This is a genomic window from Xaviernesmea rhizosphaerae (assembly GCF_001938945.1).
Lineage (GTDB): Bacteria > Pseudomonadota > Alphaproteobacteria > Rhizobiales > Rhizobiaceae > Xaviernesmea > Xaviernesmea rhizosphaerae.
In genome coordinates, this window is the sequence record NZ_MKIO01000038.1 from 67,266 (window position 1) to 83,519 (window position 16,254).

At 64.0% G+C, this 16,254-nt stretch carries 15 protein-coding genes; 6 read left to right on the plus strand and 9 right to left on the minus strand.

From position 1 onward, the window contains the following. Positions 1-88: 88 nt before the first annotated feature. A complete protein-coding gene (gene gyrA / locus BJF92_RS17650; RefSeq protein WP_075636073.1) occupies positions 89-2,848 on the plus strand; it encodes a DNA gyrase subunit A in 2,760 nt (919 codons plus the stop codon). A 288-nt stretch (positions 2,849-3,136) separates the two neighbouring features. Here gyrA and BJF92_RS26265 read toward each other — a convergent pair whose 3' ends face one another. Then, positions 3,137-3,271 carry a hypothetical protein gene (locus BJF92_RS26265; RefSeq protein ID WP_280938389.1) on the minus strand — a complete coding sequence of 45 codons (135 nt, stop codon included), beginning with the start codon at positions 3,269-3,271 and terminating at the stop codon, positions 3,137-3,139. Positions 3,272-3,613: 342 nt separating this feature from the next. On the opposite strand from BJF92_RS26265, the gene coaD reads away from it, so the two are divergent. The 5 genes from coaD to tgt all read left to right on the plus strand — a co-directional run bounded on the left by coaD (position 3,614) and on the right by tgt (position 7,776). Then, positions 3,614-4,117 (plus strand): pantetheine-phosphate adenylyltransferase, encoded by a 504-nt coding sequence (coaD, locus tag BJF92_RS17655; RefSeq protein WP_075636074.1) that lies wholly within the window; start codon positions 3,614-3,616, stop codon positions 4,115-4,117. A gap of 54 nt (positions 4,118-4,171) precedes the next feature. After that, the gene (locus tag BJF92_RS17660) at positions 4,172-4,741 is read left to right on the plus strand and encodes a peptidylprolyl isomerase (protein ID WP_075636075.1); all 570 of its coding nucleotides are present in this window, start codon (positions 4,172-4,174) and stop codon (positions 4,739-4,741) included. Between the two features lie 171 nt (positions 4,742-4,912). Beyond that, the gene (locus BJF92_RS17665; RefSeq protein WP_075636076.1) at positions 4,913-5,422 is read left to right on the plus strand and encodes a peptidylprolyl isomerase; all 510 of its coding nucleotides are present in this window, start codon (positions 4,913-4,915) and stop codon (positions 5,420-5,422) included. Between the two features lie 162 nt (positions 5,423-5,584). Next, positions 5,585-6,649 carry a tRNA preQ1(34) S-adenosylmethionine ribosyltransferase-isomerase QueA gene (gene queA / locus BJF92_RS17670; protein ID WP_075636077.1) on the plus strand — a complete coding sequence of 355 codons (1,065 nt, stop codon included), beginning with the start codon at positions 5,585-5,587 and terminating at the stop codon, positions 6,647-6,649. Continuing rightward, positions 6,646-7,776, plus strand: a complete 1,131-nt coding sequence (gene tgt / locus BJF92_RS17675; protein ID WP_075636078.1) for a tRNA guanosine(34) transglycosylase Tgt — start codon at positions 6,646-6,648, stop codon at positions 7,774-7,776. The genes queA and tgt overlap by 4 nt, the downstream gene beginning before the upstream one ends. A 60-nt stretch (positions 7,777-7,836) precedes the next feature. Here tgt and BJF92_RS17680 read toward each other — a convergent pair whose 3' ends face one another. The 8 genes from BJF92_RS17680 to BJF92_RS17715 form a co-directional block, all read right to left on the minus strand. After that, a complete protein-coding gene (locus tag BJF92_RS17680; RefSeq protein ID WP_075636079.1) occupies positions 7,837-9,039 on the minus strand; it encodes a GGDEF domain-containing protein in 1,203 nt (400 codons plus the stop codon). A gap of 368 nt (positions 9,040-9,407) precedes the next feature. After that, positions 9,408-9,893, minus strand: a complete 486-nt coding sequence (locus BJF92_RS17685; protein ID WP_075636080.1) for a hypothetical protein — start codon at positions 9,891-9,893, stop codon at positions 9,408-9,410. Positions 9,894-10,266: 373 nt separating this feature from the next. Further along, positions 10,267-10,824 carry a VOC family protein gene (locus BJF92_RS25275; protein WP_075636081.1) on the minus strand — a complete coding sequence of 186 codons (558 nt, stop codon included), beginning with the start codon at positions 10,822-10,824 and terminating at the stop codon, positions 10,267-10,269. 42 nt (positions 10,825-10,866) lie between these two features. After that, positions 10,867-11,715 carry an ATP-binding cassette domain-containing protein gene (locus BJF92_RS25280; protein WP_075636082.1) on the minus strand — a complete coding sequence of 283 codons (849 nt, stop codon included), beginning with the start codon at positions 11,713-11,715 and terminating at the stop codon, positions 10,867-10,869. Between the two features lies 1 nt (position 11,716). After that, the gene (locus tag BJF92_RS17700; protein ID WP_075636083.1) at positions 11,717-12,586 is read right to left on the minus strand and encodes an ABC transporter ATP-binding protein; all 870 of its coding nucleotides are present in this window, start codon (positions 12,584-12,586) and stop codon (positions 11,717-11,719) included. Beyond that, on the minus strand, positions 12,583-13,470 hold the full coding sequence (locus BJF92_RS17705; protein WP_075636084.1) for an ABC transporter permease: 888 nt from the start codon (positions 13,468-13,470) through the stop codon (positions 12,583-12,585). Before BJF92_RS17705 ends, BJF92_RS17700 begins: the two co-directional genes overlap by 4 nt. Then, positions 13,463-14,470: an ABC transporter permease gene (locus BJF92_RS17710; RefSeq protein WP_075636085.1), complete on the minus strand. Its 1,008-nt coding sequence runs from the start codon at positions 14,468-14,470 to the stop codon at positions 13,463-13,465. The genes BJF92_RS17705 and BJF92_RS17710 overlap by 8 nt, the downstream gene beginning before the upstream one ends. Positions 14,471-14,628: 158 nt before the next feature. Further along, complete coding sequence (locus BJF92_RS17715; RefSeq protein ID WP_075636086.1) at positions 14,629-16,170, minus strand: ABC transporter substrate-binding protein; 1,542 nt, start codon at positions 16,168-16,170, stop codon at positions 14,629-14,631. Between the last annotated feature and the right edge of the window lie 84 nt (positions 16,171-16,254).

A 16,254-nucleotide genomic window follows, 5' to 3' on the forward strand; every position in this document is an offset into this window, starting at 1 on the left:
GTTCATAACCGGCGGGCCAAATTGGCGCTTGCCGGACCCATGGGCTATAACTCGGCCTATGATTCTCAAACGAAGATCGTGATCGATAGTGACTGACCAAAGCACACCCGGCGGCAAGGATACGCCAGGAATCGAGCCCATCTCCATCATGGATGAGATGCAGCGCTCCTATCTCGACTATGCGATGAGCGTCATCGTCAGCCGCGCGCTGCCTGATGTGCGCGATGGCCTGAAACCGGTCCATCGCCGCATTCTCTACGGCATGTCCGAGCTCGGGATCGACTGGAACAAGAAATACGTCAAATGCGCCCGCGTCACCGGCGACGTGATGGGTAAGTACCATCCGCACGGCAACCTGGCGATCTATGATGCACTGGCCCGCATGGCCCAGCCCTGGTCGCTGCGCCTGCCGCTGATCGACGGGCAGGGCAATTTCGGCTCGATCGACGGTGATCCGCCGGCGGCCGAGCGCTACACCGAATGCCGGCTGGAAAAGGCGGCGCATGCGCTGCTGGATGACCTCGACAAGGAAACGGTCGATTTCCGCGACAATTACGACGGCACGCTGTCCGAGCCCGTCGTCGTTCCCGCCAAGTTCCCGAACCTTCTGGTCAACGGCGCGGGCGGCATCGCGGTCGGTATGGCCACCAACATCCCGCCACACAATCTGGGCGAGGTCATCAATGGCTGTATCGCGCTGATCGACGACCCCGCGATCGAGCTGCATCAGCTGATGGAGATCATCCCCGGCCCGGACTTCCCGACGGCCGCCTTCATCATGGGCCGCTCGGGCATCCGCTCGGCCTATGAGACCGGGCGCGGCTCGGTGATCATGCGCGGGCGCGCCACGGTCGAGCCGATGCGCGGCGACCGCGAACAGATCATCATCACCGAGGTTCCCTACCAGGTGAACAAGGCGACGATGATCGAGAAGATGGCCGAGCTGGTGCGCGACAAGCGCATCGAGGGCATTTCCGACATTCGCGACGAATCCGACCGCCAGGGCTACCGCGTGGTGATCGAGCTGAAGCGCGACGCCAATGCCGAGGTGATCCTCAACCAGCTCTATCGCTACACCCCGCTGCAGACCTCCTTCGGCTGCAACATGGTGGCGCTGAACGGCGGCAAGCCGGAGCAGATGACCCTGCTCGACATGCTGCGCGCCTTCGTCGCCTTCCGCGAGGATGTCGTCTCCCGCCGCACCAAGTTCCTCCTGCGCAAGGCGCGCGAGCGGGCCCATGTCCTGGTCGGTCTCGCCATTGCCGTCGCCAATATCGACGAGGTGATCAAGCTGATCCGCGAGGCGCCGGATCCGGCCACCGCGCGCGAGCAGATGATGACGCGCCGCTGGCCGTCCGCCGATGTCGAATCGCTGATCCGCCTGATCGACGATCCGCGCCACCGCATCAACGAGGACGGCACCTACAATCTCTCCGAGGAGCAGGCGCGCGCCATTCTCGAGCTGCGTCTTGCTCGCCTGACCGCGCTCGGCCGTGACGAGATCGGCGACGAGCTGAACACGATCGGCGCGGAGATCCGGGATTATCTCGAAATCCTCGGTTCCCGTCTGCGCATCCTCCAGATCGTCAAGGACGAGCTGATCGCTGTGCGCGAGGAGTTCGGCACGCCGCGCCGCACCGAGATCGTCGAGGGCGGTCCGGATATGGACGACGAGGATCTGATCGCCCGCGAGGACATGGTGGTCACCGTCTCGCATCTCGGCTACATCAAGCGTGTGCCGCTGACGACCTATCGCGCGCAGCGGCGCGGCGGCAAGGGCCGCTCGGGCATGGCCACGCGCGACGAGGATTTCGTCACCCGCCTGTTCGTGGCCAATACGCACACGCCGGTCCTGTTCTTCTCCTCGCGCGGCATCGTCTACAAGGAGAAGGTCTGGCGCCTGCCGATCGGCACGCCCCAGTCCAAGGGCAAGGCCCTGATCAACATGCTGCCGCTGGAGCCGGGCGAGCGCATCACCACCATCATGCCGCTGCCGGAGGATGAGGCGTCCTGGGAAAACCTCGACGTGATGTTCTCCACCACCCGCGGCACTGTGCGGCGCAACAAGCTTTCGGATTTCGTCCAGGTCAACCGCAACGGCAAGATCGCCATGAAGCTCGAGGAGGAGGGCGACGAGATCCTCTCCGTCGAGACCTGCACCGATCGCGACGACGTCCTGCTGACGACGGCTCTGGGGCAATGCATCCGCTTCCCGGTGGATGATGTGCGCGTCTTTGCCGGGCGAAACTCGATCGGCGTGCGTGGCATTTCCATGGGCGAGGGCGACCGGATCATCTCCATGACCATCGTCGGCCATGTGGATGCGGAACCCTGGGAGCGCGCCGCCTATCTCAAGCGCGCCGCTGTCGAGCGCCGCGCCACGACGGGCGAGGAAGAAGAGATCGCGCTGGTGGGTGAGGAAGTGACCGAGGAAGGTCAGCTTTCCGACAGCCGCTATGAAGAGCTGAAGGCGCGCGAGCAATTCGTGCTGACGGTCTCGGAAAAGGGCTTCGGCAAGCGGTCGTCCACCTATGATTTCCGCACCTCGGGCCGCGGCGGCAAGGGCATCCGCGCCACCGATCCCTCGAAGATCGCCGAGATCGGCGCATTGATCGCCGCCTTCCCGGTGGAAGAGGCCGACCAGATCATGCTCGTCTCCGATGGCGGCCAGTTGATCCGCGTGCCGGTCAACGGCATCCGGCTGGCGAGCCGCGCCACCAAGGGCGTGACGATCTTCTCCACCGCCAAGGACGAGAAGGTGGTTTCGGTCGAGCGCATCAGCGAGCCGGAAGAAACCGAGGAGGTCGCCGCGCCGGAAGCCGAGGGCGCGGAGCCGCCCGCCGTTTGACGCAAGCGCAGGGCCGTTTGGCCAGTCACTGATCCATAGGAAAAAGGGCGGCTCCATCGGGCCGCCCTTTTTCATGGACCGGCCACGAGCCGCATGCAGTCCGGCTCGGCCTCAGACAAACGAGCCGCAAACAAAGAAAAAGCCGGACGGCAGGGGACCGTCCGGCTTGAAACGTCTGGATGCTGGAGGTCATCCGACGGTGTAATCTGATTGATAAGTATCCGCTCGACTGTGTCGAACTCATGGCCTTATCGGCGCGTTATCGGCCTGATCTAGCGAGCTTCGCGCTCAGACGTTGAAGCCGCGCGCGCGGGCTTCCTTCAAGGCGAGCCTGTCTTTCTGAAGATCTTGGATCGTTTTGGCAAAATCGACCAGGAACACAAAACAAATCACGGCCGACATGAGCGTCATCGTAATCGCCATGGCGGTTCCTCAAGAAAAGATTGAATGCCGAGCTCAGCCCAGGCGGTGGTTTTGGTCGATGCGATCCATCCGGGCTTCCTGCCGCATGGCATTCAGCGTTGCGAACAGCATCACGAAGAACATCAGGATTGAGAGAAGCAGAAGAGCCATCGTTGTATCCTTTCGCACCTAACAACGACGCGTTCGATCAAAAGGTTCCAGCTCTGTTTCTGTGCATCGACCTGTTGCTTGCGGATGATTCTTGCCGGCTCGCGGCGAGAAAGGGCAGGGCGGGGGTGGCGCCAGCTCTTGCGGCCCGCGCGCGGGCATGACAAAAGGCCCGGCAAAGGGACAGAGAAACCGATGACCAGAGCGTTCTTTCCAGGCTCCTTCGATCCGATGACGAATGGCCATCTCGATGTGTTGGCCCAGGGCCTGGCCGTGGCGCGCACGGTGGTGGTGGGCATCGGCATTCATCCGGGCAAGACGCCGCTGATGACAGCGGAAGCACGCGCCGCCCTGATCAGCGCCGTGGTGGCCGAGGCGCTGCCGGAGCGGGCAGCCGATGTCTCGGTGATCTTCTTCAAGGGGCTCGTGGTCGAGGCAGCGCGCGCCGAAGGCGCCAGCCTGCTCCTGCGCGGCCTGCGCGACGGCACGGATCTGGATTATGAAATGCAGATGGCGGGGATGAACCGGGCCATGGCGCCCGACATCCAGACCGTGTTTCTGCCGGCCGAGGCAGGTTTGAGGCCCATTACCGCCACATTGGTCCGCCAGATCGCGGCCATGGGCGGCGATGTCGCGCCCTTCGTGCCGGCGCCGGTGCTGAAAGCGCTGCAGGCCCTGCGCGCGCCCTCAGCCCCCTGATCGACCGTCGATCATCCTCCGGTCCAACCGAAAAAAGTCTTTGGGAGTTCATCCATGAAAATCCGCCATCTTGCCCTTGCCGGCGCGCTTATGGTCTCGGCCTTCGCTTCCCAGGCCTTCGCCCAGGCCAAGGACTATCTGACGATCCAGCTGAAGGACGGCCCCGTCGTCATCGAGCTGCGTCCCGATATCGCGCCGAAGCATGTGGCGCGGCTGAAGGAGCTGGCGGCCGAAGGCGCCTATAACAATGTAGCCTTCCACCGCGTCATTCCTGGCTTCATGGCCCAGACCGGCGACGTGAAGTATGGCAACATGGAAAAGAACTTCCAGGCCGGCATGGCCGGCATGGGCGGCTCCGACAAGCCGGACCTCAAGGCGGAGTTCTCCAAGGTGCCCTTCGAGCGCGGCACGGTCGGCATGGCCCGCTCGCAAAGCCCGAATTCGGCCAATTCGCAGTTCTTCATCATGTTCGCCCCCGGCTCCTTCCTCAACGGTCAGTATACGGTCGTCGGCAAGGTGGTGAAGGGCATGGAAAACGTGGACAAGATCAAGAAGGGCAGTGAGGCCGATAACGGCAGCGTCAGCGACCCCGACCGCATGATCAGCGTCAAGGTCGGCCAGTAAAGAACCACGGCGGAACAGATAGACAATGGACGGGCGGCAGGTGCTGCCCGCACATGCGATCATCGGACTGGCTGTCATAAACAGTCCGATGCTCCAGATTTTGTTTTTGCATCGGGTCGAAAACCGGTTGCCGCTTTTCGGGCCGATGCTTGATTTCAAAGGAGAGAGACCATGGCCGAGATCAAGGATCCGGAAAACACCCTCATCATGGAAACCACCAAGGGCCGCGTCGTTATCGAGCTGCGCCCGGACCTGGCACCCGGCCATGTCGCGCGGATCAAGGAACTGGTCGGCGAAGGCGCCTATGACGGCGTCGTCTTCCACCGCGTCATCGAGGACTTCATGGCCCAGACGGGCGACGTGCAGTTCGGCAAGCAAGGTGGCGCAAGCTTCAATCCGGCCCGCGCCGGAATGGGCGGCTCCGACAAGCCGGACCTGAAGGCGGAATTCTCGGCGGAATCGCATGTGCGCGGCACCTGCTCCATGGCCCGCTCGCAGAGCCCGAACTCGGCCAATTCGCAGTTCTTCATCTGCTTCACCGACGCTCCCTGGCTGAACCGCCAGTACACGGTCTGGGGCAAGGTGATCGACGGCATGGACAATATCGACAAGATCAAGCGCGGCGAGCCGGTGAAGGATCCCGACTCGATCGTCTCGATCAAGCTCGCTTCTGCGGCCTGATCCGTCGCCTGCGGCGGAGTGCTCCGCCGACCTTGAACGAACAGACCGAAGGGCGGGGCGGCGCGCGAGCAGCGCGGCACCCCGCCCTTCGGGCGTTTGTCACCACGTGCTGGCGCTTGCCGGCCGCTGCGGACCCCTATCCCTTCGACATGAGAGCCTGACATGCGCGTCGATCTCTTCGACTTCGACCTGCCCGAAAGCGCCATTGCGCTCAGACCCGCCGAACCGCGTGACAGCGCGCGCCTGCTTCTGGTGCACCCGCAGGAGACGGAGCGGGAGCTTGCCGATCACGGCGTTCTGGAACTGCCGGATTTCCTGCAGCCCGGCGATGCGCTGGTCTTCAACGACACCAAGGTCATTCCCGCCCAGCTCCAGGGCATCCGACGCCGCGGCCCCGATGTGGCGACCACGGTGGATTTCACTCTGCATATGCGGGTCGCGCCGGATCGCTGGAAGGCCTTCGCGCGGCCGGCCAAGCGGCTGAAATCAGGCGATGCCGTGGAATTCGGCCCCGAACTGGCGGCCGAGATCGTCGAAAAGGGCGATGCGGGCGAGGTGACGCTCGCCTTCGACCGCGCCGGTCCTGCGCTCGATCAGGCGATCATGGCGACAGGCCATATTCCGCTGCCCCCCTATATCGCTGCCAAACGACCCGAAGATGCGCGCGACCGGGCGGACTATCAGACCATCTATGCCCGGGAAGAGGGCGCTGTTGCCGCGCCCACGGCGGGGCTGCATTTCACCGACCGGCTCTTCGCCGCGCTCGACGCGCGCGGGATCGAACGCTATTTCGTCACGCTCCATGTCGGCGCCGGCACCTTTCTGCCGGTCAAGGCGGAGGATACCGATCATCATGTGATGCACCAGGAGATCGGCCAGGTCAGCGCCGAGACGGCCGCGAAGCTCAACGCCGTGAAGGCGAGGGGCGGGCGCATCGTCTGCGTCGGCACCACCTCGCTGCGGCTGATCGAAAGTGCTGCGCGCGAAGACGGGCAGATCGCGCCCTGGTCCGGCGCCACCGGCATCTTCATCACCCCCGGCTATCGCTTTCGCGCGGTGGATGGGCTGATGACCAATTTCCACCTGCCGCGCTCGACGCTGTTCATGCTGGTCTCGGCCTTTTGCGGCCTGGAGACCATGCATCGCGCCTATGCCCATGCCATCGCGTCGGGCTATCGTTTCTACTCCTATGGCGACACCAGCCTGCTTTTCCGGAAGACTTCATGACCGACCGTTTCCAGTTCACCCTGCTCGCCACCGATGGCAAGGCCCGACGCGGCCAGGTCTCCATGCCGCGCGGCATCGTGCGCACGCCGGCCTTCATGCCCGTGGGCACGGTGGGCACGGTGAAGGCCATGTATCTGACGCAGGTGCGCGAACTCGGCGCGGACATCATCCTCGGCAACACCTACCATCTGATGCTGCGCCCCGGTGCGGAGCGGGTGGCAAGGCTCGGCGGCCTGCATGAGCTCATTCGCTGGCCCGAGCCGATCCTGACCGATTCGGGCGGCTTCCAGGTGATGTCGCTCTCCGGCCTGCGGAAACTTGACGAGCAGGGCGTGACTTTCAAGAGCCATGTGGACGGCGCGCTGCATCACATGTCGCCGGAGCGCTCGATCGAGATCCAGGGCCTGCTCGACAGCGACATCCAGATGCAGCTCGACGAATGCGTGGCGCTTCCGGCCGAGCGCAACGAGATCGAGCGGGCGATGGAACTATCGCTGCGCTGGGCCGAGCGCTGCAAGGTCGCCTTTGGCGATCAGCCCGGCAAGGCCATGTTCGGTATCGTCCAGGGCGGCGATAGTCCCGAGCTGCGCGTGCGCTCGGCAGAAGCCCTGGCGGGCCTTGACCTCAAGGGCTATGCCGTCGGCGGTCTGGCGGTCGGTGAGCCGCAGGAAGTGATGCTCGACATGCTCGACATCACCTGCCCGGCGCTGCCCTTCGACAAGCCGCGATACCTCATGGGCGTGGGCACGCCCGACGATATTCTGAAATCGGTGGCGCGCGGGATCGACATGTTCGACTGCGTGATGCCGACCCGCTCCGGCCGCCACGGCCTGGCCTTCACCCGCCATGGCCGCGTCAACCTGCGCAATGCCCGCCACGCCGAAGACCCGCGCCCGCTGGACGAGGCCTCCTCCTGCCCGGCGGCGCGCGACTATTCCCGCGCCTATCTCCATCATCTGGTGCGCAGCAACGAGGCGCTCGGCGGCATGCTGCTGACCTGGAACAATCTTGCCTATTATCAGGACCTGATGGCCGGCATTCGCGCGTCAATCGAGGAAGGCCGTTTCCAGTCCTTCATGGAGGAGACGCAGGAGACCTGGGCGAGGGGCGACATCCCGGCGCGGTAAGGGGCACGGCCGGCCTGTCCACGAGATCAGGCCGGCGGGTCCGCATTGCATCGGGCCGTTCTACAGCAGTGCCGCGCGCTCGGACGCGACGCCATCCTCCGGATGATCGCCCAGTCTCGGCATGTCGCCGCATCGCTGCAGTTGCCGCTCCAGAAGATGGCCATCATAGAGCCTGAAGGCACCCTTTTCGGCGTTCTTGACGGCATAAAGCGCCTGATCGGCCCGGCTCATCAGGCTCTTCAGCGTCGCCGTGCCATCCTCGTCGATCACGGCCCCGACACTGGCGCCGACGCCCGCGACGATCGTCTCGTCGATCGCGAAGGGTGCATCGATCGCCGCGATGATGTCGCGTCCCAGCCCGCAGGCCGCTTCGCCCGTGGTGCGCGGCAAGAGGACGAGAAACTCATCGCCGCCAAGGCGACAGACGGTTGCCCCGATGCCGGCAACCGCGATCAGACGCGCGCCGACATCCTGCAGCAGCCTGTCACCGGCCGCATGCCCGAAGCGATCATTGACCTGCTTGAAACCATCGAGATCGAGATAGAGCAGGGCGCGGCCAGGCGAGGGGACCGGCATCGCGCCAAACACCGTTTCCAGCGCCCGGCGGTTTGAAAGCCCGGTCAGCGGATCCTCAAAGGCCTTGCGGCGGCTGTCGATCTCCCCCTGGATCGCTTCGATGGCCACCTGTCGGTGTTGACGAATAATACCGATGCTGACTAGCATGAAGAGCACGGATTGTCCGGCGATCAGCGGCAGAAACTCGGGATGGAGAAAGCAGAAGGCAATCTTGAAGCTTGCATCGATCATCGCCACCTGCGCGATCGCATAACGCGGCGCGGCGAAATTACGCCCGGTGATGCCGCCGATGGCCGCAAGACCGCTGGCCAGCACGATGATCGACAGCGCGACATCGCCAGAGAGAATGACAAGCCCGAGCGTCGTCGACTGGATCATCGCCCAGAGAAGCCCGGTGGCGAAGATCGGTCCTGATGGCGCCATCCTGCGCTTCACCAGGGCGATCCGCACGAGGAGCAGGACGAAATCACACAGGGCGAGCAGGAGGAAAACGGGACGCTGCGTGGACCCATACACCACTAGGGCGACGAGGATGGAATTGACGGCTCCGAAGATGAGCGGCATTCTTGAGGTGAAGAAGGCAGAGCGCAAACGGCGCTGAACCTCGTCCGGCAGTGTCTCGCCGATCTCCGCGACCCAGCGGAGGGCAGCGTTTCGCGGAGGCGGAAAGGCGCAGGTCTCGGACATCAAGGTCTCGCTATGGGTTCGATTGGAGAGAGCCTAGGCCACGGCCTGTAAACAACCCGCTGAACTCGCCGCTCCTTCGCCCTAGCAAATATCGTTTTGAGCCGTTTGCTTAATATTCACACTATCTTTTCGCCGCAGAGGCAGGAATCGGCTGCGTCGACGCTGTGGACACACCAGAAGGCGTGAGCCTGACGCGGCGATGATCACGACAAAGCGCGTCAGATCCTTGTCGAGTGCGTGGCTGATTACTTTCATCTGTGCGACGGAGCCCATCTGTGCAACCTACGCGAGGAATGTGCCGTCTGGCTGCTAGTGCCAACGATCGCCCACATTCCACGGTCCAGCGCCAAGCCACGATGGAATCTTTCTTATGCCCTGAAGCCCAGCAATGCCCAGCGGATCGCCAATCCGAGCACCAGAAGTATTACTGGAGGAAGGACCGCTCCCCAGAGAGCGCCTTCCAGTACTTCGAGGCGAGCTTCCCTGACTTTCGCATCCTGCAGCGCGGTGGCCTTGGGTATGTAAGCCTCAATGGCCTTCAGATTATCCTCGTGGACAGAGGCGGCAGGGAAGAAAAATGCTGTCTCTCTGAGCGATGGCTTCTCGTAGGCGATTTCGTATTCCACGAGCAGCTTTCTTGACTTCAGTTCGCGAGCGGCCGCGATCTTCTCGCCGTAAGGCTCGAGGTACTCCGGCTCTCCCTGGCCCATCTTGAAGCCGCCCCATAAGATGTAAGGTTTTGCCACGCTCTGCCATGTGAAGAGCGCCACGACGACGATCCAGATAGTCGTCACAACAATCCAGACTCTGAACAGACCTCTTCCCCACGTCACCAATACATCTTCTCCGCGCATTGCGGGGATCATCCTTAAAAAGACGAAAGTCGGCAATAGGCGCTAAAACTCTGGGTTTCGATGATGGCAGCAGCCATCTCTCGGGGAGGTCATTGCATCGGCGAGGTTGCGAGGTTGCTATGCACGGACCCTCCGCGCACGCCTTCGAACCTCTTCTCATGGAAATCCTGGCGCTAGCCCGACGGTGGCATTGCATGAAGAGGCGAGACTGTCGCATCTCCAACTGGCCCAATTATCGCATTACTAAATAGAATGTACCCGCTACAAAACCGGCTCACATAATCTAGGTTATGGAACAAAACTCTTCGCCGAAAGCCTGAATTGCGACCGGGCCATCGGCTTGCAGGCCGCCGCGCCAGGCCCGCACACTATCTCAACCCTCCGCCTTTCTTGGATCCCATAGCAGGATCTCCGCATCGCGGGCGTAGGCCATGCCCTCGGGATAGCTGATGACCTCGAGGTTCAGGCCCCAGGGCGCCTGAAAATAAAGGATCGTCTGCCCGGCGATCGGTCCCTCGGTGATCGGGATCGGACCCAGCCGGGTCGCGACGCCTTGCGCGTCGAGATAGGCTTTCGCCGCCGTGATGTCGCGCACATAGAGGCCGAGATGGAAGGCGCCGATGTCGCTGTTCTTCAGCGCCGGGCGCTGCTGGTCCGGTGCCGAATATTGGAACAGCTCGATATTGGAGCCGCGGCCGGTGCGGATCATCGCCACGCGTTCGATGCGCGCGCGCGGATGCACGCCGAGCGCATCGGCCATGAAGCTGCCTTCGTCATCGGCGATCGGCCCGAAGGTCAGCACGCGAGGACAGCCAAGCACGCCGGCGAAAAAGGCAACGGCCTCATCGAGATCGGGCACGGTCAGGCCGACATGGTCGAGACCGACAAGCCCGGGCAGTTGCATGGCGGTGTCTTTCGCGGTGCATGTCATGGTCGCTCTCCTTGCGGCAATTGGTGGAGTTCTGCGGCACGGTCAGGCAGCCGGCTGCATCGGCCGGTCGCCCAGCCAGTCCGGGTCGATCTCCGGCAGCGGAATGGCGTCGAGAAGCTGCCTTGTATAGTCGGACCGGGGCCGCGCGAAGACCTCGGCACAGGGGCCCTGCTCCACGATCCGGCCGGCCCGCAGCACATAGACACGGTCGCAGACTGCGCGGATGACCGAGAGATCGTGGCTGATGAAGGCCATGGCCAGGCCCATTTCGCGCGAGAGATCCTTCAGCAGGTTCAGCGCCATGGCCTGCGTCGAGACATCGAGGCCGGAGACGATCTCGTCCGCCAGCACGAAATCGGGCTTGAGCAGCGCCGCGCGGGCAATGCCGATGCGCTGGCGCTGGCCGCCAGACAGCTCATGCGGGCTGCGGCCGAGCACGGCGGCGGGCAGGGAGACGTGCTCCAGCATGGCCAGCGCCGCCCGCTCCGCCCCTGCCCGGTCCGCCACCACGCCATGCAGCAGCAAGGGCGCGGTCAGGATCCGTCCGATCGTATGGCGCGGATTGAGCGAGGCCATCGGATCCTGGAAGATCATCTGCAGGCGCCGGCGCAAGGGCCGCATCCGGGCGGCAGACAGGTCCGTGATCGGCTGACCGTCAAAGGCGATGGTTCCGGCAGAGACCGGCACGAGGCGCAGAAGCGCCCGGCCGAGCGTGCTCTTTCCCGAACCGCTCTCGCCGACAATGCCCACGGTTTCGCCACGCCGGATGGCGATGTCGATACCGTGGAGCACCTTGAAGCCGGCCTCGCTGCGGCCGAACAGGCCGCGTCCGCCATAGGTAACCTCGATGCCGCGCGCGTCGATCAGCAACGCCTGGTTTTCTCCGGTCATGTCAGGCACGCTCCGTCTGCTCGATATCCTGGCGCAATTGTCGGAAAATGGCGTCGGGCACCGGCGTCAGACTGGCTTCCGGCCGGTCATAGCGCGGGCCTGCGGCAATCAGCGCCCGTGTATAGGGGTGGGCCGGGCGCTCCAGCATCGCTGCCGTGGTGCCGGCCTCGATTACCTTGCCGGCATAGAGCAGGGTGACGCTGTCACAGATCTTGGCCACCACGCCGAGATCATGGGTGACGAAAATCACCGCCGTGTCATGGGCCCGCTGCATCCGGCGGATCAGCCGAAGAATTTCTTTCTGCACGGTGACGTCGAGCGCGGTCGTCGGCTCGTCGGCCACCACCAGCTTCGGCCCGGGGGCAAAGGCGGCGGCGATCAGGATACGCTGGCGCATGCCGCCGGAAAGCTGATGCGGATAGCTTGCCAGAACCCGCTCGGGATCGCGGATCTGCACCTCCTCCAGGAGTGCTAGCGCCCTCGCCCGCGCCGCCGCCGCGCTCAGCCCGAGCCGCAGCCGCAGCCCGTCCGTCAGCTGCCCCTCGATCCGCCGCGACGGGTTGAGCGCCGTCTGCGGATCCTGCGGAATGAGCGTGATCTCCCGGCCCATGATGTCGCGCAGCGCGCGCGGCGGCAGGGTCAGAAGGTCGCGCTCCTCGAAACGGACGCTGCCGCCGGTAACCTTCACCGTGCGCGGCAGGATGCCGAGAACGGCCTTGGCAATGGTGGACTTGCCGGCGCCGGACTCGCCCACCAGCCCATGCACCTCGCCGGGGCGAAGGTCGAGCGAGACGGCGCGCAGAACCGGCTGATGCGCCTCGCGCGTGGAAACGGCGCTGAGCGCTTTTATCGACAGAAGCGGAGAGGTCATCGGCGCATCACCGGGTCGAGGGCCAGGCGCAGGCCATTGCCCAGCTGGTTGAAGGCAAGCACGGTGGAAAACAGCGCGATCAGCGGAAAGACCAGAACCCACCAGCCCTGATAGACGATCTGGCGCCCCTGGGCGATCATGCCGCCCCAGGTCGGCGTGTCCGAGGACAGCGAGAGGCCGACGAAGGAGAGGATCGCCTCGACCGTGACGGCAATGCCCATTTCCAGGCTGACCAGCGCCAGCAGAATCGGCACCACATTGGGCAGGATCTCCCGCAGGAGAATATGTGGCCTGGAAAAGCCGACGGTCTCGGCGGCCGTAACATAATCGAGCCCGGCCTGGCGGATCGTTTCCGCCCGCACCACGCGGCAGAAGCGGGTCCAGTCGATGATGACGATGGCCGCGATCACCGAATGCAGTCCGGGGCCGAAGACGGCGACCAGCAGCACCGAGAGAAGAACCGGCGGAAAGGACATCCAGATGTCCACCAGCCGGGAGACGATCCGGTCGGTCCAACCGCGATAGAAGCCGGCGGCAAGGCCCAGCGCCGTGCCGATCAGCGCCGACAGGCTGGCGGCGACGAAGGCGACGATCAGCGCGATGCGGGTGCCATGGAGGATGCGCGACAGCACGTCGCGGCCGAGATCGTCGGTTCCCAGGAGATAGCCGGCTTCCGCGCCGTCGAAGCCTGCCGGCGGCAGCGTGCCGAGCATCAGGTCCTGTTCGAGCGGATCCTTCGGTGCGATCACCGGCGCGAGCAAGGCGATGGCGATCATCAGCAGGACGAAGCCGCCGCCGAAGAGGACGCGCGGTTCGCCGAGAAGCGCGCGCAGGGTCTTGCCCCCTGCGCGGGAAAAGGCTGGGGAGAGAGCGGCGTCAGCCATGGGCCTGCCTCGGGTCGAGCAGCACGGCGAGCGCATCCGTGGCGATGTTGATGAGGATGAACAGCGCGCCGAAGATCAGCACGATGCCCTGGATCAGCGGCAGGTCGCGGTTGATCACCGCATCGATCGCCATATTGCCGAGGCCGGGATAGGCGAAGATCCGCTCAATGATGACGGTGCCGCCGATCATGAAGGTGAACTGAACGCCCGTCAGCGTCAGCGTCGGGCCCACCGCATTGCGAAGCGCCTCCTGCAGGACGAGCCGCAGCGGCGACATGCCCTTGAGCCGCGCGAGCAGCACGTAATCCTGCCCCATGGCTTCCAGAAGCGATTCCTTCAGGATGCGGGCGACGATGGCGGCCAGCGGCAGGCCGAGCGCCAGCACCGGCATGACCATATGCGCCACCAGATCGCTAAACGTGGCGAAGTCGAGCCGGACAAGGCTTTCGAGCAGGTAGAAGGGTGTGACGAAGGCCGGCGCACTGGCCGGGTCCAGCCGGCCGGACAAAGGCAGGACCGGAAAGGCCACGCCGAGCACGAGCACCAACGCCAGCGCCCAGACGAAATCGGGGACGGCCAGAAAGAGGCCGTTCAAGAACTCGAAGACAGCCTCCAGCGGCGTGCGGCGCAGGAGCGTGGTGATGACCGCAATCGTCCCTCCAGCCAGAACGCCGAAGACGAGCGCGGCGAAGGCCAGTTCCAGCGTGGCCGGCAGGCGCTCGCCGATCAGTTCCACCACGTCGCGACGCAGCGAGATCGACGCGCCGAAATCGCCTGCCGTCACCGCCTTGAACCAGATCACGAATTGCTGGAACAGGCCGAGATCCAGCCCGTAGCGGGCACGCAGGGCGGCGATATCGGCCGGCGTAGCGCTCGGCGAGATCATCATCGCGACGGGATCGCCCGGCACGATGCGCAGGAGGCAGAAGATCACGATGGCCACGCCGATCAGCGTGACGAACGCGGTCAGCATTCTGCCGAGAAGATGATGAAGCATCAGGGGACACCGGGCGCAGCGCTTGAAGGGGAAAGGACGTCCGAAGCGGCGGGGTCAAAGCCGCGCAGGCGGGCTGCCCGCATGGCAGAGCGAGGCTCCCCTCACCGCTTCGGAAAGACGATGGCCAGAGGCGCGGCCCTTCAAGGCCACGCTTGGCCGGCTCAGACCTTGGCCTTGGAGACCAGGCCCGGCTCCAGCGCGCTGGAGACGTTGGGCGTCACCGACAGGCCGGCCTTGAACACGATCGGCTGCACATATTGCAGGAGCGGGATCACATAGCCCTCCTGGGCAATATACGCGTCAACCGCCTTCCAGCCCGCGATCCGCCTGGCCTCGTCCTTCTCAGTCCAGAGCGGCCCGATCTTCGCGTCGAGATCATCGCTTTTCCAGGCCGAATGCGGCGACTTGGAAAACATGGAGAAGCCGGTGGAGGTGGCGGGATCGCCGATGGCATTGCCCCAATTGTAGAAGGCGGCCGGCGCGAGCTTGTGGCCGGCGCGCAGTTCGTAATGCTTGGCGATCTCGTAGACCTCGATCTCGGCCTCGATCCCGACCTTGCGCCACATGCCGACGATCGCCTGGATCATCTCATAATCCTTCGGCTTCAGTCCGCGCGTGGTCTGGATGGTGAAGCGCGCCGGCTTGTCCTTGGAAAAGCCTGAGGCGGCCAGCAGCGCCGCCGCCTTCTTCGGGTCGTAACCGACCTTGATCGACGGATCATAGGCAATGTATTGCGGCGCCTCCAGCGTGTCGATCGCCTGGCCGTAGCCGCGCAACAGCTTCTTGATGATCCCGTCCTTGTCGATGGCATGATGGGCCGCCAGGCGGACATTCTTGTCCAGCATCACGTCGCGGTTGGTGATGAAGATCATGCCGATGTCGGAGATGGGCGTGGACACGCCCTTGAGCCCGGACTTGCCCTTGAGACGATCGAACTCCTCGAAGGGAATTTCCAGCGTTACATCGGAGGAGCCCGATTCGATCTCGGCCACGCGGCTGGTCGCATCGGTCACGAACTTGAAGATGACGGTCTCGAAGGCCGGCTTCTCGCCCCAATAGTCGGGATTGGCCTTCAGCCGCAGGAAGGCGTTGCCCTCATAGGCATCGACCTTGTAGGGGCCGGTGCCAATCGGCTTCTTCTCGAAACCTTCCGCGCCGACCTTTTCATAATAGGCCTTGGGCATGACATAGCCGGTGAGATAGGCCATCCACTTGAAAATGGTCGGATCGAAGCTCTTTACCTCCCCTTCGATGCGCTGACCATTGACGGTGAAATTGCCGATCGAGGCCCAGACACCGGAGACGGGATTGCCGGTCTCGGGCTTGCCGGCGCGCTCCAGCGACCAGACGACGTCCTCCGGCGTCAAGGGCGTGCCATCATGCCACGTCACGCCGCTGCGCACCTCCATGAAGACCCTGGTCTTGTCCTCGTTCCAGCCCCAGGCCGTCAGAAGGCCGGGCTTGAAGGAGAGGTCCGGCGCCTGGCCGATATATTGGTCGAACACCGCGCGGTAGATCGCCTGGATGGTCGGGTTGACCGCCGAGGGGCCGACCGTGCCGTCGAAGGACGGCAAATTGGAATTGAAGGCGATCGTCAGCGTCGAACTGTCGGCGCCGGCGAGGCGGACATTGCCCACCAGAATCGCGGCCAAAAGACTTCCTGCACCGAGCCCGAGAGCCCGGCGGCGTGTGATGTCGGTCATGGAAAGACTCCGTTGTTCCCCTGGAGATCATCGGCGGCCTTGAGCCGCTCATGCTTTATTTGAAGCCTAAAATGAATCTTGGGA

Excerpts from the sequence above, each read along its gene's own strand:
- BJF92_RS17715 (WP_075636086.1), bottom strand. The coding sequence starts at position 16,170 with ATGACCGACATCACACGCCGCCGGGCTCTCGGGCTCGGTGCAGGAAGT.
- BJF92_RS25280 (WP_075636082.1), bottom strand. The coding sequence starts at position 11,715 with ATGACCGGAGAAAACCAGGCGTTGCTGATCGACGCGCGCGGCATCGAG.
- BJF92_RS17685 (WP_075636080.1), bottom strand. The coding sequence starts at position 9,893 with ATGCGCGGAGAAGATGTATTGGTGACGTGGGGAAGAGGTCTGTTCAGA.
- BJF92_RS17700 (WP_075636083.1), bottom strand. The coding sequence starts at position 12,586 with ATGACCTCTCCGCTTCTGTCGATAAAAGCGCTCAGCGCCGTTTCCACG.
- queA (WP_075636077.1), top strand. The coding sequence starts at position 5,585 with ATGCGCGTCGATCTCTTCGACTTCGACCTGCCCGAAAGCGCCATTGCG.
- BJF92_RS25275 (WP_075636081.1), bottom strand. The coding sequence starts at position 10,824 with ATGACATGCACCGCGAAAGACACCGCCATGCAACTGCCCGGGCTTGTC.
- BJF92_RS17665 (WP_075636076.1), top strand. The coding sequence starts at position 4,913 with ATGGCCGAGATCAAGGATCCGGAAAACACCCTCATCATGGAAACCACC.
- BJF92_RS17660 (WP_075636075.1), top strand. The coding sequence starts at position 4,172 with ATGAAAATCCGCCATCTTGCCCTTGCCGGCGCGCTTATGGTCTCGGCC.
- coaD (WP_075636074.1), top strand. The coding sequence starts at position 3,614 with ATGACCAGAGCGTTCTTTCCAGGCTCCTTCGATCCGATGACGAATGGC.
- BJF92_RS17705 (WP_075636084.1), bottom strand. The coding sequence starts at position 13,470 with ATGGCTGACGCCGCTCTCTCCCCAGCCTTTTCCCGCGCAGGGGGCAAG.
- BJF92_RS17680 (WP_075636079.1), bottom strand. The coding sequence starts at position 9,039 with ATGTCCGAGACCTGCGCCTTTCCGCCTCCGCGAAACGCTGCCCTCCGC.
- BJF92_RS26265 (WP_280938389.1), bottom strand. The coding sequence starts at position 3,271 with ATGGCGATTACGATGACGCTCATGTCGGCCGTGATTTGTTTTGTGTTC.
- tgt (WP_075636078.1), top strand. The coding sequence starts at position 6,646 with ATGACCGACCGTTTCCAGTTCACCCTGCTCGCCACCGATGGCAAGGCC.